Annotated in this window: 16 protein-coding genes, 2 tRNA genes and 1 riboswitch; of the genes, 8 read left to right on the top strand and 10 right to left on the bottom strand. The window is 73.5% G+C overall.

Annotation, left to right across the window (positions count from 1 at the left end):
- Nucleotides 1–1,774: asparagine synthase-related protein (locus CCN29_RS18550; RefSeq protein WP_107481712.1), on the bottom strand; the 1,774-nt coding region annotated here is incomplete at its 3' end.
- 738 nt (nt 1,775–2,512) lie between these two features.
- Between CCN29_RS18550 and CCN29_RS18555 the strand changes: the two genes are divergently transcribed.
- The 4 genes from CCN29_RS18555 to CCN29_RS18570 all read left to right on the top strand — a co-directional run bounded on the left by CCN29_RS18555 (nt 2,513) and on the right by CCN29_RS18570 (nt 7,570).
- On the top strand, nt 2,513–3,937 hold the full coding sequence (locus CCN29_RS18555) for an NsdA family TPR-like regulatory protein (protein ID WP_086683188.1): 1,425 nt from the start codon (nt 2,513–2,515) through the stop codon (nt 3,935–3,937).
- Between the two features lie 65 nt (nt 3,938–4,002).
- Nucleotides 4,003–5,226, top strand: a complete 1,224-nt coding sequence (gene lhgD, locus CCN29_RS18560) for an L-2-hydroxyglutarate dehydrogenase (protein ID WP_086683191.1) — start codon at nt 4,003–4,005, stop codon at nt 5,224–5,226.
- Between the two features lie 97 nt (nt 5,227–5,323).
- Nucleotides 5,324–6,160, top strand: coding sequence for a tRNA (guanosine(46)-N7)-methyltransferase TrmB (gene trmB / locus CCN29_RS18565; protein ID WP_086683194.1), 837 nt, complete (start codon nt 5,324–5,326; stop codon nt 6,158–6,160).
- A 60-nt stretch (nt 6,161–6,220) separates the two neighbouring features.
- Nucleotides 6,221–7,570, top strand: a complete 1,350-nt coding sequence (locus CCN29_RS18570) for a PrsW family intramembrane metalloprotease (RefSeq protein ID WP_442538408.1) — start codon at nt 6,221–6,223, stop codon at nt 7,568–7,570.
- A 105-nt stretch (nt 7,571–7,675) separates the two neighbouring features.
- Here CCN29_RS18570 and CCN29_RS18575 read toward each other — a convergent pair whose 3' ends face one another.
- From CCN29_RS18575 to CCN29_RS18585, 3 genes are all read right to left on the bottom strand, one after another.
- The gene (locus CCN29_RS18575; protein ID WP_031024634.1) at nt 7,676–8,692 is read right to left on the bottom strand and encodes a M23 family metallopeptidase; all 1,017 of its coding nucleotides are present in this window, start codon (nt 8,690–8,692) and stop codon (nt 7,676–7,678) included.
- Nucleotides 8,693–8,704: 12 nt separating this feature from the next.
- Nucleotides 8,705–8,860: riboswitch (cyclic di-AMP (ydaO/yuaA leader) on the bottom strand.
- A 325-nt stretch (nt 8,861–9,185) separates the two neighbouring features.
- Nucleotides 9,186–9,259 (bottom strand) — tRNA-Met (locus CCN29_RS18580).
- 63 nt (nt 9,260–9,322) lie between these two features.
- Complete coding sequence (locus CCN29_RS18585; protein ID WP_086683196.1) at nt 9,323–10,642, bottom strand: NAD(P)-binding domain-containing protein; 1,320 nt, start codon at nt 10,640–10,642, stop codon at nt 9,323–9,325.
- 177 nt (nt 10,643–10,819) lie between these two features.
- Here CCN29_RS18585 and CCN29_RS18590 point away from each other — a divergent pair, with 177 nt between their 5' ends.
- A complete protein-coding gene (locus CCN29_RS18590) occupies nt 10,820–11,440 on the top strand; it encodes a MerR family transcriptional regulator (protein ID WP_006135840.1) in 621 nt (206 codons plus the stop codon).
- A 34-nt stretch (nt 11,441–11,474) separates the two neighbouring features.
- Here the strand turns inward: CCN29_RS18590 and CCN29_RS18595 are convergent, their stop codons facing one another.
- Nucleotides 11,475–11,966 (bottom strand): cupin domain-containing protein, encoded by a 492-nt coding sequence (locus CCN29_RS18595; RefSeq protein WP_006135841.1) that lies wholly within the window; start codon nt 11,964–11,966, stop codon nt 11,475–11,477.
- A gap of 151 nt (nt 11,967–12,117) precedes the next feature.
- On the opposite strand from CCN29_RS18595, the gene pdxR reads away from it, so the two are divergent.
- Nucleotides 12,118–13,554, top strand: a complete 1,437-nt coding sequence (pdxR, locus tag CCN29_RS18600) for a MocR-like pyridoxine biosynthesis transcription factor PdxR (protein WP_086683199.1) — start codon at nt 12,118–12,120, stop codon at nt 13,552–13,554.
- Between the two features lie 78 nt (nt 13,555–13,632).
- Here pdxR and CCN29_RS18605 read toward each other — a convergent pair whose 3' ends face one another.
- On the bottom strand, nt 13,633–14,118 hold the full coding sequence (locus tag CCN29_RS18605) for a carboxymuconolactone decarboxylase family protein (protein ID WP_031064921.1): 486 nt from the start codon (nt 14,116–14,118) through the stop codon (nt 13,633–13,635).
- Nucleotides 14,119–14,181: 63 nt separating this feature from the next.
- On the bottom strand, nt 14,182–15,000 hold the full coding sequence (locus CCN29_RS18610; protein ID WP_086683213.1) for an exodeoxyribonuclease III: 819 nt from the start codon (nt 14,998–15,000) through the stop codon (nt 14,182–14,184).
- 51 nt (nt 15,001–15,051) lie between these two features.
- Between CCN29_RS18610 and CCN29_RS18615 the strand changes: the two genes are divergently transcribed.
- Entirely contained in the window at nt 15,052–15,531 is a 480-nt protein-coding gene (locus tag CCN29_RS18615) for a GNAT family N-acetyltransferase (protein WP_006135845.1), read from the top strand.
- Between the two features lie 195 nt (nt 15,532–15,726).
- Nucleotides 15,727–17,022, top strand: a complete 1,296-nt coding sequence (locus tag CCN29_RS18620) for a family 16 glycosylhydrolase (protein WP_086683202.1) — start codon at nt 15,727–15,729, stop codon at nt 17,020–17,022.
- A gap of 163 nt (nt 17,023–17,185) precedes the next feature.
- On the opposite strand, the gene CCN29_RS18625 is transcribed toward CCN29_RS18620, so the two are convergent.
- The 3 genes from CCN29_RS18625 to CCN29_RS18635 all read right to left on the bottom strand — a co-directional run bounded on the left by CCN29_RS18625 (nt 17,186) and on the right by CCN29_RS18635 (nt 19,402).
- Nucleotides 17,186–17,259, bottom strand: a tRNA-Ala gene (locus CCN29_RS18625).
- A gap of 60 nt (nt 17,260–17,319) precedes the next feature.
- Nucleotides 17,320–18,567 carry a divisome protein SepX/GlpR gene (sepX, locus tag CCN29_RS18630; protein ID WP_031023030.1) on the bottom strand — a complete coding sequence of 416 codons (1,248 nt, stop codon included), beginning with the start codon at nt 18,565–18,567 and terminating at the stop codon, nt 17,320–17,322.
- Nucleotides 18,568–18,739: 172 nt separating this feature from the next.
- Complete coding sequence (locus CCN29_RS18635) at nt 18,740–19,402, bottom strand: GNAT family N-acetyltransferase (RefSeq protein ID WP_086683205.1); 663 nt, start codon at nt 19,400–19,402, stop codon at nt 18,740–18,742.
- Nucleotides 19,403–19,413: the final 11 nt, after the last annotated feature.

Genomic DNA, 19,413 nt, shown 5'->3' on the forward strand with positions numbered 1-19,413 from the left:
GCTCCCGCACCCCCGCACCCTCCAGCACGGACCGCAGGATCGCCGCCCGCGCCCCCGGCCGTACCCGCAGCGCCTCCGGCAGGGCCCTGCACGCCCGCACCACCTGGTTGTCGAGGAACGGCGCGTGCAGCCGCTGGGAGCGGATCTCCGCCGCCTGTTCCAGCACCCGCACGTCCGCCGCGTACCGCGCGAGCGCCGCCCGCGCCCGGAAGTCACCCGGCCGCTGCCCCGGCCCGACCTCCGACCGCCAGGTCGACGCCTGGAGGCGAACCGATACTTCAGCCAGCGCCTCTCCGGTCAGCCACCGCGCCGCGGGCCCCGGCCGCCCCCAGGTCAGCGCGGCCAGCGAGGCGTCCGCGGCCCCGCCAGGGCCGTCGTCGTCCAGCTTGCGGTGCAGCAGCCGCTGGGCCAGGGCCTCCAGCCCCGTCCGGTACGGCGTCCGCGCGAGCCTCCGCGCCGCCGCGTAGACCCGCGCGGGCACCATCACGGACCCGTCGGCCTTCGCCAGGGCGGCGACCGGCCGCACGAGATGGCGCCGCTTGCGGTCCATCAGCAGGTCGGCCAGCCGCGCCGGATGGGCGTCGAGCACCTGCTTCGCCCCGTACCCGGTGAAGTGGTCCGCGCTGCCCGCGGCCAGCCGCGCCCGGTGCCGCGCCGCGGCGACCAGCGACGGCCCCGGCTCGTCGGTCAGCGGGACGTCCAGGTCGACGTACGGAAGGGTCGACTCCTCACCGGCTACCACCACATGGTGCAGCCGGGGATTGGCGGCGAGTGCCCCCGCCCGCTCCAGTTCGCCTTCGTCGCGCCCCCCTGCCCCGCCGGCGGCGAGGTCGTTGAAGGTGACGGCCAGCAGCCGCTCCCCCGCGCCGGTCCCGTGCCCCAGCACGGTGCCGGGTCTTCCGGGCAGCCCGGCGGCCAGCAGCGCCAGAGCGCCCGACGCCGGACCGCCGGACAGGTCGGCCCCGATGCCCGCCACGGGCGTCCCCCGCGCGGCGCGCCGTTCCGCGGGCCCCATGCCGGGCACCGGGCCGGGGTCCATGTCCGCGCCGGGGACGTGCCGGGGCGCGGCCAGCCGGGCCCGCACGGCGTCCACCAGTGCGTCGCGCACGGCGTCCACCGCGTGGTCGGGGTCGGCGGGCGGGGCGGCGACGGCCAGCGAGGCGACGGGTTCGTAGCCGGCGATCTCCCGGGCCCCGGCGCGCAGGATCAGCGCGTGCCCCGGCGGAACGCGCTTCACGCCCTCGTACGGGGTGGAGTCCTGGAGCGCGGCCGGCACGTCGGGCGCCGCGAGCAGTGCGGCGAGGTGTCCGAAGTCGAGGTTGGCCTCGACGAGGTCGGCGAGCGGCAGGGCGGCGGTGGCGTAGGCGACGCCCCTTTCGAAGGTGGTGTGGAAGACGGGCCGGGCGCCGGCGAGGTCCCCGCACACGGTGATGCGGCGTCCGACCTGGACGACGGCGGTGTAGCTGCCGGGCCAGGCGGTCAGGTGGCGCAGGGCGCCGCCGCGGGCGGCGAACAGGGCGACGCGCAGCTGTTCGTCGGAGGCGCCGCAGGTGCCGAGGACGGCGATGCGGGTCTGCTCGTCCGCGGAGACCACCCGCACCTCGTCGGGGCGCCAGTCGCCGACCGCCCACAGCGGGTCGGGGTCGTTCCACAGCGGGTGGGCGCCGACGGGTTGCAGGGTTTCACCGTCGACACCGCCCGAACCGGCGGAGCCGACGGGGCCGTATCCCCCGGCCGCCGCGGCGGTGCTGCTCCATCCCACCAACCACCGCATCGCCGCCTCCACAAGCTGTGGACAACCAGTGCACCGTACGAACCGGTTCCCCATGCTGCCATGAAGGAGGCGCGCGGTAACGCCGCCGGAGCGGTGTGTGCTCCGTCGAATGCGCCCCGGCGGATACACCCACCCTCCGGGGGCGTTGACCCCGCATGCGCCCGAACACCCGCGCGAGGCGCGGAGATCGACATCTCGTGGGCCGCCGTTCACCAGGCCACTTCGACGCGAATGCGCCCCCGTAGCGCGCCCCTAAAACCCCTTACGCGCCCTCAACTACCTGGATAGAAGCCCGGATACACCGAAACGAGTGGCGTCGACTTTCGGCCAAATCGGAGCGGCGAGATCACACTCGAACACGCTCCGTACAGGCTTTGCGCATCGCCGGGGGCCGTACGGTCCGGGAGGCGGAGCGCGCCTCCCGGACCGTTCCGCCGCCCGCGGGGATGAAGGCGGCGGTGTTCCCCCAGCCCGCTGGATCCAGTACAGCGGGCCGACCCACGCACGGACCATGGAACCGCTCCCGTGATGGCCGGAGAAGAGCGCACGGACGGGCGCACGGCCACACACCGGGAGCACGCCGCAACTGCGCGTATCGGACCCGCACTTCAGTACGGACCACAATCCCGCCATCCGGAAGAATGCCCCTTAACGCTTGGGATGCGGCGAACTACGCTGGGTTTACGAATGCCGCGTGGTTATGCCAGAGCGGCAGCCGTCTGTGTCGAGGGGTGGCGCATGTCCAGGGAGCAACGCGGGCCGAACGAAAAACTCGGCGCCGTTCTCGCCCTCGCGGGAATCAGCAACGCCGGCCTCGCGCGGCGCGTCAACGACCTCGGCGCCCAGCGCGGCCTGACGCTGCGCTACGACAAGACGTCGGTGGCGCGCTGGGTGTCGAAGGGCATGGTGCCGCAGGGCGCCGCGCCGCACCTGATCGCCGCGGCCATCGGGCAGAAGCTGGGCCGCCCCGTGCCGCTGCACGAGATCGGCCTGGCGGACGCCGATCCCGCGCCCGAGGTGGGTCTCGCCTTCCCGCGCGACGTCGGCCAGGCGGTGAAGTCCGCGACGGAGCTCTACCGGCTGGACCTGGCCGGCCGCAGGGCGGGCTCCGGCGGCATCTGGCAGTCGCTCGCCGGGTCGTTCGCGGTGAGCGCGTACGCCACGCCCGCCTCACGGTGGCTGATAACCCCGGCCGACAGCTCGGTCGCGCGCGAGGCGAGCCCGTCCGACGGCTCCGGCGCACCGCTCAAAGTCGGCCACAGCGATGTACGCAAACTGCGGGAGGCCGCGGAGGACGCCCGGCGCTGGGACTCCAAGTACGGCGGCGGCGACTGGCGTTCGTCGATGGTCCCCGAGTGCCTGAGGGTCGAGGCGGCCCCGCTGCTGCTCGGCTCCTACTCCGACGACGTGGGCCGCTCCCTCTTCGGCGCGGCGGCCGAACTCACCCGTCTCGCGGGCTGGATGGCGTTCGACACCGGCCAGCAGGAGGCGGCGCAGCGCTACTACATCCAGGCGCTGCGCCTGGCCCGCGCGGCGGCCGACGTGCCGCTCGGCGGGTACGTCCTGGCGTCGATGTCGCTCCAGGCGACGTACCGCGGCTTCGGCGACGAGGGCGTGGATCTCGCCCAGGCGGCGCTGGAGCGCAACCGCGGCCTGGCCACCGCCCGCACCCTGAGCTTCTTCCGCCTCGTCGAGGCACGCGCGCACGCGCGCGCCGGGGACGCGCAGGCGGCCGGCGCCGCGCTGAAGTCGGCGGAGAGCTGGCTGGAGCGGTCCCGTCCCGGCGACAGCGACCCGACCTGGCTCGGCTTCTACTCCTACGACCGGTTCGCCGCCGACGCGGCCGAGTGCTACCGCGACCTGAACGCGCCCCGCCAGGTGCGCCGCTTCACCGAGCAGGCGCTGTCGAAGCCCACCGAGGAGTTCGTGCGCTCGCACGGCCTGCGCCTCGTGGTCTCCGCGGTCGCCGAACTGGAGTCCGGGAACCTGGACGCGGCCTGCGAGCAGGGCGTACGGGCCGTGGAGGTGGCGGGCCGCATCTCCTCCGCGCGCACCACGGAGTACGTCAAGGACCTGCTGCACCGGCTGGAGCCGTACGGCGACGAGCCGCGCGTGGTCGAGCTGCGCGAGCGCGCCCGCCCGCTGCTGATGACCACGGCCTGACCCGTCCCGCCCCGCCCTTGGTTTGAAGCCGGTGTCAGTGGCGCAGTGCACTATCGACGCGGGAGGTGGCGCAGGTGGCGGCGGGGTCGTTCGACTGTGACGTGGTGGTGATCGGCGGCGGGATCGTCGGCCTGTCGACGGCGTACGCCCTGGGGCGGGCGGCTCCGGGCACGCGGGTGACCGTGCTGGAGAAGGAGGCGGGGCCGGCGCGGCACCAGACGGGCCGCAACAGCGGGGTGATCCACAGCGGCATCTACTACCGCCCCGGCTCGCTGAAGGCGCGGTACGCGGTGTCGGGCGCGGCCGAGATGGTCAAGTTCTGCGCCGAGTACGACATCCCGCACGCGGTGACGGGCAAGCTGATCGTCGCCACGGAGCGCGAGGAGCTGCCCCGGCTGCACGCCCTGGTGCAGCGCGGCCGGGAGAACGGCCTCACGGTGCGCGAGCTGTGCGGCGCGCAGATCGCGGAGTACGAGCCTGAGGTCGAGGGCCTCGCCGCCATCCACGTGGGCACCACCGGCATCTGCGACTACAAGGCGGTGGCCCGCCGGCTCGCGGAGGCATCCGGCGCCGACCTGCGCCACGGCGCGGAGGTGGTCCGCGTCGACCGCCGCCCGGGCCGGGGGGTGGCCGTGCTGACGGCGGCCGGCGACATCGTGCGCGCGCGCCTGCTGGTGAACTGCGCGGGGCTGCACTGCGACCGGATCGCGCTGCTCACGGGCGACGAGCCCGGCGCCCGCATCGTGCCGTTCCGCGGGGAGTACTACGAGCTGGCCCGCCCCGAGCTGGTGCGGGGCCTGGTCTACCCGGTGCCGGACCCGGCGTTCCCGTTCCTCGGCGTCCACCTCACCCGGGGCACGGACGGCGGCGTGCACGTGGGGCCGAACGCGGTCCCGGCGCTGGCCCGCGAGGGGTACGACTGGCGGACGGTGCGGCCGCGGGAGCTGGGGGCGACCCTGGCCTGGCCGGGCTCCTGGCAGCTGGCCCGCCGCCACTGGCGGTACGGCGCCGGGGAGCTGCACCGTTCGCTGTCCAAGCCCGCCTTCGCGCGGGCCGTGCGCCGGCTGCTGCCCGCCGTGCGGGACGAGGACCTGGTGCCGACGGCGGCCGGGGTGCGGGCGCAGGCGGTGCTGCGCGACGGCACGCTGGTCGACGACTTCCTGATCCGGGAGGCGCCCCGCGCGGTGCACGTGCTGAACGCCCCCTCGCCCGCCGCGACGGCGTCGCTGCCGATCGGCCGGGAGATCGCCCGCCGTGCGCTGGCCGGCCTCGCCGAGAGCGAGCGGTGAGAGCGGGGAGCCGGGCGGGTCGCTGTGGGCGGGAGTCGGGCCGGGCCGCCGTGCGCGTCGTCCCCGTAAAATCGAGGGCACTGTGTCTGAATCCGTGATGAGCACCCCTGAAGCACCGCACGCCGAGCGGCCCGCCGGCGAGCCGGTCCCCCGCGCCCGCGCGAAGGGGGAGCCGCGGTTCCCCGACGGCCCGAAGGCGGACCCCGCCGGGTCCCATTTCGAGCGCCGGATCCGCTCCTTCCAGCCCCGCCGCAGCCGCGTCACCGCAGGTCAGGCGGACGCCTTGCAGCGGCTGTGGCCGGTGTGGGGGCTCGACGTCGACGGCAGCCGCCGGCTTGACCTGGCCGAGCTGTTCGGGAACGGCCGGCCGGTCGTCCTCGAGATCGGCTTCGGCATGGGCGAGGCGACGGCGCAGATGGCCGCCGCCGACCCGGGGACGAACGTCCTCGCCGTGGACGTCCACACCCCCGGGCAGGGGCATCTGCTGCACCTCGCCGAGGAGCGCGGCCTGGCCAACGTACGGGTGGCGAACGGGGACGCGATCATCCTGCTCCGCGAGATGCTCGCCCCGGACGCGCTGAGCGGGCTGCGCGTCTTCTTCCCCGATCCGTGGCCGAAGAAGCGGCACCACAAGCGGCGGCTGATCCAGCCGGAGTTCCTGACCCTGGCCGCGTCCCGCCTGGCGCCGGGCGCGGTCCTGCACTGCGCCACCGACTGGGAGCCGTACGCGGAGCAGATGCTCGAGGTGCTCACCGCGCACCCCGACTTCGAGAACACCCGGGAGGACGGCGGTTTCGCGCCGCGTCCCGGGTTCCGGCCGCTGACCCGTTTCGAGCGGCAGGGGCTGGACAAGGGTCATGTGGTGAACGACCTGCTCTTCCGCCGCGTACCGCACGACGACCGCGCCGGGCACCGGGCCGGGGACCCCGCCTGACCTCCCCGGTCTCCTCGAGCCGGCACGCAGCCCTGCCCCTTTCTCGTTAGGGTCGAATCCGTGGCCAGCAGCCCTCCGTACCCGCCACGTCCCGGCGCAGCTCCCGGCAGCACGCAGCGGCACCCGCACTGGTGGCAGCGCCCGGCGGTGCGCTACGGGACGGTGGTCACGCTGCTGGCGCTGTCCGGTCTGGTGATCCTCGCGCTGGTGCGGGAGCAGACCGGCACGCAGGGCTTCCTGGTCGGCCTGGGGCTGGCCGTGCTGCCCGTGCCGCTGCTGCTGGCGGCCTTCCGCTGGCTGGGCCGGGTGGAGCCGGGCCCCTGGCGGAACCTGCTGTTCGCCTTCGCCTGGGGGGCGTGCGCGGCGGCGCTGATCGCGATCGTGGCGAACAGCTTCGCCACCCGGTGGATAGCGACGACCACCGCCGACCCGGCCGGCGCCGACACCCTGGGCGCGACCGTCATCGCGCCGGTGGTGGAGGAGACCGCGAAGGCGGCGGCGGTGCTGCTGCTCTTCCTGTTCCGCAGACGGGACTTCGGCGGCATCCTCGACGGCGTGGTGGCAGCCGGGTTCACCGCGACCGGCTTCGCGTTCACGGAGAACGTCCTCTACCTGGGCAACGCCTTCGGCACCGACCAGCTCACCGGCGGCAGCGGCGTCGCCTCGGTCACCGCGGCGACCTTCTTCGTCCGCATCGTCATGTCGCCCTTCGCCCACCCCCTGTTCACCGTGCTCACCGGCATCGGTTTCGGCGCGGCCGCGCTGTCCGCCGACCGGCAGCGGGTGCGGCGCGTGCTGTTCCCGCTCGCCGGGCTGCTGCTGGCGATGGGCATGCACGCCCTGTGGAACGGCTCCGCGACGCTGGGCCAGTTCGGCTTCATCGCGGTGTACGGGGCGTTCATGGTGCCGACGTTCGGGCTGCTGACCTGGCTGGTGGTGTGGACGCGGCAGCGGGAGCTGCGCACGGTGCGCACGGAGCTGCCCGCGTACGCGGTGGCCGGCTGGCTGCGTCCGGCGGAGCCGTTCGCGCTGGGTTCGATGCGGGCCCGGCGCCTCGCCCGGAAGTTCGCCCGCGAGCACGGGGGCCGGCCGGCGGCGCGGGCGGTCGCCCAGTACGAGGCGTACGCGACGTCGCTGGCGTTCCTGCGGCACCGGGGCCGCGCGGGGAAGGCGGGGGCGGACTTCGTGACCCGGGAGCGGGAGCTGCTGCTGGAGCTGTGGCACCGGCGGGCGGCGGCCCGCCCGGCGCTGGAGCACGCGGCCCGGCTCACGGCGCCCCCGGTGCCGTACGGCGCGGGCTGGGCGTACGGGCCGGTGCCCGCGGCGTGGGCGGCGCCGGGGCAGGCCCCCGGGCAGGCATCGGGGCAGCCGCCGTATCCGGCGTACGGGGAGAACCCCTACCGCCGCTGACGGAATCCCGGACACGCGGAACCGGCAGCCCTGACGTCGGGGGGTCGTCGTCGGGACTGCCGGCGTTCACGGCGACGGCGGCCGGGTCGCGGCCGCCGGGGTGGTTCAGATGCTGAGGCCCTTGCCGGCCAGCCAGGCGGCCGGGTCGATGCCGCCGGAGCCGGCGGTGTGGACCTCGAGGTGGAGGTGGGCGCCGGTCACGTTGCCGGTGGCGCCGACGCGGCCGATCACGTCGCCGGTGTTGACCTTCTGGCCGACGCTGACGTTGATCGACGACTGGTGGGCGTACCAGATCTCGGTGCCGTCGTCGAGGGTGAGCACGGTCTTGTAGCCGTAGCTGCCGTCCCAGCCGGCGGAGGTGATCGTGCCGGTGTGGACGGCCTTGATCAGGGTGCCGGTGGGGGCGGCGAAGTCGAGACCGGTGTGGTAGCCGGAGGACCAGTAGGCACCGGCCTGACCGAAGGTCGAGGTGATGGTGTACGAGGAGGTCGGCAGGGCGTACTGCTTGGCCAGCTCGGCGAGACGCTCGGCCTCGGCCTTCTTCGCGGCCTCCTCCTCCGCCTTCTTCTTCGCGGCCTCGGCCTTCTCCTTGGCCTCCTTCTCCGCCTTGGCGGCGGCCTCGGCGGCCTCCTTCTCGGCGGCGGCGAGGGCGGCGGCCTGCGCCTTGCTCTGCGCCTGGCCCTGCTGCTGCTCGACCTGCGCCATGATGCGGGCGCGCAGCGCCTCGCCGGCGTCGGCGGCGCCCTCCTCGGCGTCGGCGGAGACCATGCCGATGTCGCTGAGGGGGGTGGTGGAGCCCTTCGGCGTTTCCTCGTCGGAGATGAGGGAACCCACGTTGGGCAGGTCGGGCACGGAGATGGAGACGGGCGGCTTGCCGGTCTGGGCGCTGGCCATGCCGCCGGCGCCGACGGCGGCTATGACGCCGACACCGAGGACGGTGGAGCTGCGGGCGAGTCCGCCTCCGCGCTGCTTGGCGACGCGGTGCCGGCCGCGCACGGGGCGCACGGACTCCGCGGTGGGGTTCCACTCCTCGAAGGGCCCCTCGTCGGCGCCGGGGGCGCCGTAGGCGAAGGTGTCGCTCGGCTTGAACGGGGCCTCGGGGGCAGGCGGGTTGGACGCCACGTGGGCGCGCTCCTTTCCTTCCTTCTCGCCTACCGGGTTAGCTGACGGGTTCGGAGCAGGAAGGTCTCCTACGCGCGTCCACGACCGTGTTTCCACGGCGGTGTCCGCCCGATTCACCCCATTGAGGTGGTTCCCCGGTTCCCTCGCGGGATTCGGCGCGTGCGCACGGAGCCGACTTCTGTGACGGCTGGGACGACCGCGCTGCGTTATCGAACGTTAATAGACGCGGGGGCCGGATTCCAAGCTGTTCCTCTTGATCGTTAACGATTTCCGCACGGACGTAAGCGCCATGAGCGGGCGAAAACGGGCGAGTTGACTCCGCCTCGGACGAGGAGCCGGATCTGACGGTGCGTCAGTTGTTATGCGATGCGAGGCCGTTCGCTCACTGTGCGTGAAGGGCGGGGAAGCAAGTGGCTGCGAGTGGATGCGAGTGGCGCCATGGAGAAACACCGAGGGCCGGAACCCTTTTCGGATTCCGGCCCTCGGCCTTCAGTAGCGGGGACAGGATTTGAACCTGCGACCTCTGGGTTATGAGCCCAGCGAGCTACCGAGCTGCTCCACCCCGCGTCGGTAGACACCAGTGTACGGCATCCGCGGAGTCCCCCGCACATCCCTTTCCCTCGGGGGCGTTCAGCCGCCCAGCAGATGCGCGTTCGGCGCCTTCGCGCGCTGCTCGTACTCCGGCAGGACCAGCACCGTGGCGCCCCCGTCCGCCAGCACCGCGCTGCCGTCGGCGTCCGTCACGAAGGTGTCCGGCTCACGCCAGGCCGTGACCACCCGGCGCACGCCGGCGTCCAGGATCAGCCGCGCGCAGGGCGCCGGCCGGGACGCGCGGCGGGCGCACGGCTCCAGGCTGGAGTAGACGGTGGCGCCGGCCAGCCGGGGGTCGGTGGGGTCGGCCTTGGCGAGCGCGGCCTCCTCCGCGTGCACCACGGGGTCGCCGCCCTCCCGGGAGTGGCCCCGCGCCAGCTCGGTGCCGTCGGCGGCGACCAGGGTCGAGCCGCGCACCTCGCTCAGCCCGCTCGCGACGACGTCCACGTTGGGCTGCGCGAGGGCCGGGTAGTACGTGCTGGACAGCAGGATCCGCTTGCAGCCGATGCGGTAGTCGGGGGTGAGCTTGGCGCGGAGCGCCGGGTCCTTGACGGCCCGGGCCATGTTCCGCTTGGCGAGCTGCTCGACGAACCCGAGCTCGCCGGGGTGCTTGGTGAACGCCTGGACCTGGAGTTCGCGCAGGCCCCACAGCACCCCGCGGCGCAGCTTGGTGGTGAAGGGCAGCGCCCGGTGCACGGCGCGTTCGGCGGCGCCGATGGGCCGGTCCATGCGGGGCAGCACCCAGGCGGGAGTGCGCTGGAACAGGGTGAGCTTCTCCACCTGCGGCTGGATCGACGGGACGATCTGGATCGCGGAGGCGCCGGTGCCGATCACGGCGACGCGCTTGCCGCGCAGGTCGTAGTCGTGGTCCCAGCGGGCGGAGTGGAACACCTTGCCGGGGAAGCCGTCGAGTCCGGGCAGGTCCGGCAGCTTGGGCTCGGACAGCGGTCCGGTGGCGGAGACGACGACGTCCGCGCTCCAGTTGCCGGCGGTGGTCTCGATGTCCCAGCGCAGCCGCTCGGCGTCCCAGGTCATCCGCTTGACCTCGGCGTTGAAGCGGAGGTGCGGGCGGAGCCCGAAGGTGTCGGTGACGCGCTCCAGGTAGGCGCGGATGTGCTCCTGGCCGGAGAAGGAGCGCGGCCAGTCGGGGTTGGGCGCGAAGGAGAAGGAGTACAGGTGCGAGGGCACGTCGCAGGCGCACCCGGGGTAGCTGTTGTCGCGCCAGGTGCCGCCGACGCCGCCGGCCCGCTCCAGGACGACGAAGTCCGTGATCCCTTCGCGGCGCAGCCGCACGGCGGCCCCGAGCCCGCCGAATCCCGACCCGATCACCGCAACCCGCACATGCTCGTGCTCGGCCATCCCTTGACCTCCGCGCATCGCTCAGAACCATGCCAGTGATTACTGGCGCAATGGGGAGCGTAGAACAGCTCCGTACTCATGGGTAGGGGGCGCGCGAAGAAAGTTACCGGCGGTACGACCTAGGCTTCAGGCGTGGCAGACGACAGCGGCACCCCCACGGAACCGCGCCAGTACCGCATGGAGGAACTGGCCCGGCTCGCCGGCATCACCGTGCGCACCCTGCGCTTCTACCGCGAGCGCAAGCTGATCCCGCCGCCGCGCCGCGAGGGCCGCATCGCCTGGTACGACGACCACCACCTGGCCCGCCTGCGCACCATCACGGCGCTGCTGGAACGCGGCCACACCCTGAACGGCATAGCCGAGCTGGCCGAGGCCTTCGACCACGGCCGCGGCGTCGGCGAACTCCTCGGCATGGAGGCCCCCACCGAGGAGACCCCGGTCCGCCTCACCCCCGAGGAACTCGCCGACCACTTCGCCGGCGAGGTCACCCCGGAGAACCTGGCCGCCGCCCTGGACCTCGGCTACCTCGGCGTCGACGGCGAGGAGATCGTCCACATCAGCCGCCGCCTGCTGGAGGTGTCGTCCGCGCTGGTCCGCGAGGGCATCCCGCTCGGCGAGGTGCTCCGCACCGGCGCGGAGGTCCGCACCCACGCCGACGCCCTCGCCGACCTCTTCGCCGATCTGATCCTCCGCCACGCCCCGGAGGAAACGCTCCACCGCCTGCGCCCCCTGGCCCGCAGCGTGGTGGACGCGGAGCTGTCGCTGGCGCTGGACCGGAGGCTGCGGAAGCAGGACTGAGCCGAGCCGAAGGCCCGGGACGCCTTGTCGGCCGTCAGACCCCGGCCACCTCCGCCTGCCAGAGCGGGCTGGCGCAGTAGTGGTTGTCGTACCGCTCGGAACTGGCCTTGATGTCCTCGACGTCGGCCTCCCCCCGGTACACGCGCTCCAGCAGACGGTAGTAGTCGAAGCGGTCCATGCCGGGGGTGAAGGCGACCAGCACGTCGGCCTCCTCGTCCCGCGCGGGGGCGAAGGCGTGCGGCAGCCGCGGCGGCACCGTCACGAAGTCCCCCGCCTCCAGGGTGACGATCCGGTCGCCCAGCAGCACGCGCAGGCTCCCGCCGAGCACGAAGAACATCTCGGTCGCCCGGGTGTGGAAGTGCGCGGGCGCGCCGGGAGAGCCCTTGCGGAGGGTGGCCCGGTTGGCCGTCAGTGCTCCCTGGGTCCCGTCGGAGTCGGCGAGCAGGGTGATGAGGCTGGCGGCCCCGTCCTGCAGCGTCTCGGCGGAGCCGGCGCGGACGAGGACGGGCTGGGTGGACGCGTTCACGGGTGTCTCCTCGGGCAGGGTCGGTTGCGACGGCGAGGAGGGGACCCGCACGGTCGTCGGGGCCGTGTCCGGCCCCGGCCCCGCGCCGGGCCCCCGTTCCTCGTGACCACCACGCTACGGATGCGAAAGACCCCGCGTAGGGTGCATTCCCATGACGGATTCATGGGTCAATCCGGCCGAGCGCATCGGCAGCGACCTGCACCTGGACCTGGACACGGCCGGGGGCGGCAGCCGCCGCGCCGTGCTCGGCCGCGCGCTGCGCGAGGCGATCGCGGAGGGGCGGCTGGCCCCGGGCACCCGCCTCCCGCCGTACCGATCGCTCGCCGCCGACCTCGGACTGGCCCGCAACACCGTCGCCGAGACCTACGCCGAACTCGTCGCCGAGGGCTGGCTGGTCGCCCGTCAGGGGTCGGGGACGCGAGTAGCGCCCCTGGCCGCGCCCACCGCTTCCCCGCGCGTGCCCAAGCCGGTGCCGGTCCGTCCCGAACCGCCGGCCCACAATCTGCGCCAGGGCCTGCCCGATGTCTCGTCCTTCCCCCGTACAGCCTGGCTGGCCGCCGCACGGCGGGCGTTGAACGCGGCGCCCAGTGAGGCGTTCGGGCCCGGTGTCCCCCGCGGACGGCCCGAGCTGAGACGCGCCCTCGCCGGGTACCTCTCCCGTGTGCGGGGCGTGCGCACCAACCCGGAGACGATCGTCGTGTGCTCCGGTGTCGCGCACGCCCTGAGACTGCTCTTCGGCGGGAAGGTCCTGCGCGGCCCTCTGGCCGTGGAGTCCTACGGGTTGCCGTTCCACCGGTCGGTCCTGGAGGCCGCGCGGGTGCGGACCGTCCCCCTGGCGCTGGACGAGCACGGGGCACGCACCACGGAGCTGTCGGCGCTGAAGGGGGTACGGGCGGCGCTGCTCACCCCGGCCCACCAGTTCCCCACCGGAGGGCCGCTCCACCCCGAGCGGCGGGTCGCCGCGGTGGACTGGGCGCGCTCCAGCGGGGGCGTCCTGCTGGAGGACGACTACGACGGGGAGTTCCGTTACGACCGTGAGCCGGTGGGCGCCGTCCAGGGGCTCGATCCGCAGCGCGTCGTGTACCTGGGCTCGCTCAGCAAGAGCCTCTCCCCCGCACTGCGGCTGGGGTGGATGGTGCTGCCGGACCACCTGGTGGAGCCCGTGCTGCGGGCCAAGGGCGAACGCGAGGCGTGGGCCGGTGTCACCGACCAGCTGACCCTCGCCGACTTCATCGAGTCGGGCCACTACGACCGGCACATCCGCCGGAGCCGGCAGCGCTACCGGGACCGCAGGGACCGGCTGGTCGCCCTTCTCGCCCGCCGTGCGCCGCATGTCGCACCCGCCGGAATCGCCGCCGGGCTGCACGCGGTGCTGCGGCTCCCACCCGGGAGCGAACGGTCGGTCGTCAAGGCCGCGGCCTGGCAGCGCATCGCCGTGGACGGGCTCGCCGGCTTCCGGCACCCGGCCGCCCGGATGCCCGCGCACGACGGCCTGGTCGTCGGCTACGCCGCGCCTGCCGACCACGCCTTCGGGGCGGCGCTCGACGCCCTCTGCGGCATCCTCCCTCCCCCGCCTGACGGGGACTGACCGCCTCGGGGCGGGAAGGGCGGCCTGCCCTCCGGCGCCCTCGTCAGCCGTCCGCCGGGTTCCCGGCGGTACCGGCGGTCACCGGCGGGCTCGTCGCGGGGCGGCGCCCGGCGCCTTGGCGGTGCTCAGGGCGATGCGGTTCCAGGTGTTGACGGCGAGGATCACGGCGAGCAGGCGGGCCAGTTCCTCCTCGCCGAACGTCGCGGCGGCACGGCGGTAGACCGCGTCCGGCACCCCGCCGCCGGAGACCAGGGTGACCGCTTCGGCGAGGCCGAGCGCGGCCCGCTCGGGCTCCGTGAAGAAGCTCCCCGCCTCCCGCCACACGGAGATCATGTGCAGCCGCTCCTCGCTCTCCCCCGCCTCACGGGCCTCGGAGGTGTGCAGGTGCAGGCAGTACGCGCAGCCGTTGAGCTGCGAGGACCGGATCTGGACCAGTTCGACGAGTGCCGGGTCCAATCCCTCGCGGGCCGCCGCGTCGAAGGAGATGAGCGCCTTGAACGCCTTGGGCACCGCCTCGGCGAAGTCGACGCGGATGCTGCCGGTGGTGGTGCCCTCGACCGTCATGACCACGACGTTACGGTCGTGACGGGCCCTCGGCAGAGGTCATTCGGGCGCCCGGATCACGGGTCAATGCCGCCCGGGAACGCCGTCGAAGACCACGGTCACCGGCGCATGGTCCGACCAGCGCTCGGCGTGCGTGGCCGCGCGCTCCACGTACGCCTTGACCGCGCGGGCCGCGAGACCCGGGGTGGCCATCTGGTAGTCGATGCGCCATCCCGTGTCGTTGTCGAAGGCGCGCCCGCGGTACGACCACCACGAGTAGGGGCCCTCCACGTCCGGGTGCAGGGCGCGCACCACGTCGACGTAGCCGCCGTCGGCCGGGTCGAGGACGCGGGAGAGCCACTCCCGCTCCTCGGGCAGGAAGCCGGAGTTCTTGGTGTTGCCGCGCCAGTTCCTCAGGTCGGCCTTCTCGTGCGCGATGTTCCAGTCGCCGCAGACGACGACCTCGCGCCCGTCGGCGGCGGCCTTCTCCCGCAGCTCCTTGAGGTGCGCCAGGAACGCGTCCATGAAGCGGACCTTCTCGTCCTGCCGCTCCGTGCCGACCTCGCCGGACGGCAGGTACAGGGAGGCGACCGTCACACCGGGCAGGTCCGCCTCGACGTACCGCCCGCTGCCGTCGAACTCCGCCGAGCCGAATCCGATCCGCACCCGCTCGGGCTCGCGCCGGGTGTACAGCGAGACGCCCGCGCGTCCCTTGGCGGCGGCCGGCGCGTGCACCACGTGCCACCCCTCGGGCTCCCGCACCGCCTCCGGCAGCTGCGCCGCCTCGGCCCGTACCTCCTGGAGGCACAGCACATCGGCGGAGGTACCGGCGAGCCACTCCACGAAGCCTTTTTTGGCGGCGGCCCGGAGTCCGTTGACGTTGACAGAGGTCACAGTGAGCACCAGGGCACGATACGACACGCGCAGGTCCGGGCATGTTTTACGGTATTCGCCATGGAAATCCGCCCGGTCCCCTACGACCACCCCGACGCCGTGAAGCTGGACGCAGCCGTCCAGGCCGAGTACGACATCCGCTACGGCGACGGCGGCGACGCCACTCCCATGGACCCCGCGGACTTCCGTCCCCCCAACGGCACCTACCTGATCGCCTACGACGAGCTCGGTGTCCCGGTCGCCTCCGGCGGCTGGCGCGTCCAGGACGCCAACGGCGAGGGCAACCGGGACGGAGACGCCGAGCTGAAGCGCATGTACGTGATCGAGCAGATGCGCGGCCGGGGCCTCGCCCGCCGCATCCTGGCCGCCCTGGAGGAGGACGCCCGTGCCGCCGGCCGGGTCCGCATGGTCCTGGAGACCGGCACCAAGCAGCCCGAGGCCATCGCCCTCTACGTCTCCAGCGGCTACGAGCCGTGCGAGAAGTTCGGCTACTACCGCTTCCACGAGGACAGCCGCTGCTACGCGAAGGAGTTGCGGTGAGGGCCCGGTCCGCCCGACCCACCGCTTAAGCCGACCTTAAGCGCTCTTTAAGCGATCGACCGGCACCCTTAGGGCGTCAAGTAACCGCAGGTCAGCGCTTGTTGGAACACAAACCGGGCAGTTGGTTGCACCGTCAACGGTCCGTAGCATCGGGGCTCCCCCACGAACCCCTCCACAGACAAGGTGCGTTCAGTCATGGCCGCTCACCGCGCACGCCGGTGGTCGCTCGGCGGATCCGTTCTGCTGGTCTCCGCCGCGGTCACCGCCGCCTTCACCTTCATCACCACGGGACCGTCCGCCGACCGGGCCGACGCCGCCGCCCCCACCGCCGTGACCTGGTCCGACGAGTTCGACGGCCCGGCCGGCAGCGCCCCGGACCCCGCCAAGTGGACGCTGGAGACCGGAGGCGGCGGCAACGGCAACCACGAGTTGCAGTACTACCGCGACAGCAGGGACAACGCCGCCCTCGACGGCAACGGCAATCTCGTCATCACCGCCCGCAAGAACACCGACCCCGGGCTCCAGTGCTGGTACGGCGCCTGCCAGTACACCTCCGCCCGCCTCAACACCGCCAAGACCTTCACCCAGGCCTACGGCCACTTCGAGGCCCGCATCAAGGTGCCCCGCGGCCAGGGCATGTGGCCCGCGTTCTGGATGCTCGGCAACGACCTGGGCAGCGTCGGCTGGCCCAACAGCGGCGAGATCGACATCATGGAGAACGTCGGCTACGAGCCGAACGCCGTCCACGGCACCCTCCACGGCCCCGGCTACTCCGGCGGCGGCGGCATCGGCGCCGCGTACAACCTGCCGGGCGGCGCGGCCTTCGCGGACGCCTTCCACGTGTTCGCGGTGGACTGGAGCCCCGAGAAGATCACCTGGTCCGTCGACGGCACCACCTACCAGACCCGCACCCCGGCCGACCTGGGCGGCAAGAAGTGGGTCTACGACCACCCGTTCTTCATGATCCTCAACCTGGCCGTCGGCGGCGACTGGCCCGGCAGCCCGAACGCGGACACGCAGTTCCCGCAGACGATGACCGTGGACTACGTCCGCGTCTCGGCCTCCGGCGGCACCGGGAACTCCGGTGACGGCGGCAACGGCGGCGCCACGAAGACCGGCGCCATCAAGGGCGTCGGCGGCATGTGCGTCGACGTCGCCGGCGCCTCGGCCGCGGACGGGACCCCGATCCAGCTCCACGACTGCACCGGCGTCGACGCGCAGAAGTGGACCCTGGGCAGCGACGGCACCGTGCGCGCCCTCGGCAAGTGCCTGGACGTGCGCGGCGGCTCCACCGCGGACGGGGCGGCCGTGCAGCTCTACACCTGCAACGGCACCAAGGCCCAGCAGTGGGTCCACACCTCCGCCCGCGACCTGACCAATGTCGGCGCGGACAAGTGCCTGGCCACGAAGGACAACGCCTCGGGCGACGGCACCCCGCTCCAGATCCGCACCTGCTCGGGCGCCGCGAACCAGAAGTGGACCCTCGCCTGACCCCACCGCCCCCACACCGAACGCCTCCCGGCTCACCTCGAGCCCGGGAGGCGTTCCGCGTCCGCGCCGGCCGCCGACGGGAGTGCGTCGGCAGGGTGCGGAACAAGTGCCGCACAACAAGTCGAAGCCCCGGCCGGGTGAACCCGGTCGGGGCTTCGTTGCGTGGACCTGAGGGGATTTGAACCCCTGGCCCCCTCGATGCGAACGAGGTGCGCTACCGGACTGCGCCACAGGCCCTTGCAACGAGTGAAACTTTAGCATCCCGATCGGGGTGCTCAAAAATCCGTGGTCCGGGGACTACTCGTTCGCGGCCTTGGGGCGGTCGCCGTCCTCGTACTGGTCGAACAGCGGGGTGCGTCCGCGCTCGCGGGAGCGGCGGGCGGAGGCGGCGCGGCGGGCGTCGGTACGGCCGTCGCCGGTGTCGCGGTCGTCGGCCGCCGGGGGCTCCGGCTCCTCGGCCGCCTCCTGTGTCCCCTCGGCCGGTACGGCGCTGGAGCGGGCGGAGCTCCAGGTGTCCGGGGCGCCGAGGTCGACGTCGCCGGAGGCGCGCGGGGCGACCGGGGCGGTGACGTACGTGGGCAGCGGGACGGGGACCGGGTCCCAGCTGTCGCCGCCCTGGCCGGGCCGGCGGCTGCGCTCGCGCTGCTGGTCGACCCACTCGGCGTGGTCGGTCTGCTCGACCAGCGCGCGCCGGTCGGCGGCGAGGGCGGACAGGCCGGGGTCGGTGTCGGCGCCCGCTTCCGGGCCCTCCGGTTCGTCGGGGTCGGCCTCGTCGACGGCGGGACGGCGGCGGGGCCGCCTCTCGCGCAGCCGCTGGGCCGCGACCTCGGCCTGGCGGCGGTCCATCTGGTAGGCGAACCGGCGGCGCTCCTGGGAGCGCAGATAGGCGATGTAGGCGCTGAGCAGCACGGCCGGCACGCCGGGCGCCCACAGGAACGCCAGCCCGCCGACGGCGGCGACGACCGCGCCGAGCGTGAAGGCGAGGAACAGCATCGTGATGGTGCGCCGGCGGCGCGCGAGCACCTTCGAGCGCCGGGCGCGCTCGGCGGCGGCCTGCGCGGTGCGGTCCCGGCGGGCGGCGTCCGGGGAGCGGCGCGCGGCGGGGACACGGCCCTGGGCGGCCGGGTTCGGGGCCGCGGGGCCGCGTGCGGGGGCCTGCTCGCCGCGAGGGGCGGCCGGTTCGCCGCGTTCCTGCGGGGCCCGCCCGCCGCGGCCGGGTTCCGGGCGCTCGTCCGGGAGGGGCGGTACGGGCGCCTGGGTCTGCGGACGGGTCTGGGACACGGCGAAGGCCCGGACGTCCACCGAATCGGTGATCGCATCCGGGTCGTGGACGCCGTGCTCCCCCTCGTCGGCGGAGCGCGCCCGCAGGTCCTTGGCGTACCGGCGCTCCATGCCCGCCCGTCCGGACAGCAGCCGGATGGCGGTGCTGAAGCGTTCCGTCGGACGTGCTTCGTTCAGCTCGTCCTGCCTACGGAGCCACATCGGCACCAAGTAGGCGGCCCAGGCCCCGACGATGACTGCGTAGATGAGGCCGCTGCTGCTCACGTCTCACACCGTAGAGGGGTTTGCACGGGGCCATACGCCAATTGGGCCGGTGTGTCGCACGATCTGGCTGATATTTCGACCTTTTCTTGTGACGGATGCGATCGGACGGTCGCCAGATCCCGTAATTGCCGGTTCCGGGCCGGTCATACCGGACCGCAATTCGAACGTATATTCAATTTCCGGGGCTGTGCGGGATTCCGTGGTCGCGCGGCTCGCGTCCGGGCAGCTCATCGCGGGACCGCTCCCGCGCGCGGGTGCGGCGCCAGCGGGCGAGGAGGCCGTCGGGGACTTCCTCCGCGGTGAGCGCGAACACGAGATGGTCGCGCCACGCGCCGTCGATGTGGAGATAGCGCGGACGCAGCCCTTCCTCGCGGAATCCGAGTTTTTCCACGACCCTGCGGCTGGGGCCGTTCTCGGGGCGAATGCACACCTCGACGCGGTGCAGTCCGACGCTGCGGAAACAGTGGTCGACGACCATCGCGACGGACGTCGGCACCACACCCCGTCCGGCCACGGCCTCGTCCACCCAGTAACCGATGTGCCCGGAGCACATCGAGCCCCAGGTGATCCCGGCGACCGTCAACTGCCCCACCAGACGGCCCTGGTACTCGATGACGAACGGCAGCATGCGGCCCGCGCTCGCCTCGGAGCGCAGGTGGCGCACCATCTGCCGGTAGGTGGGGCGGTGCGTGATCGGACCGCTGGGCGTGGGCGGCGGGATGGTCGCCTCCCAGGGCCGCAGCCAGTCGCGGTTACGGCGGTTCACCTCGCGCCAGACCTTCTGGTCGCGCAGCTTTATCGGCCGGAGGACGATGTCGCCGTCCACCAGTTCCACGGGCCAGTACG

It is taken from the genome of Streptomyces pseudogriseolus, from assembly GCA_002154585.1.
Lineage (GTDB): Bacteria > Actinomycetota > Actinomycetes > Streptomycetales > Streptomycetaceae > Streptomyces > Streptomyces pseudogriseolus.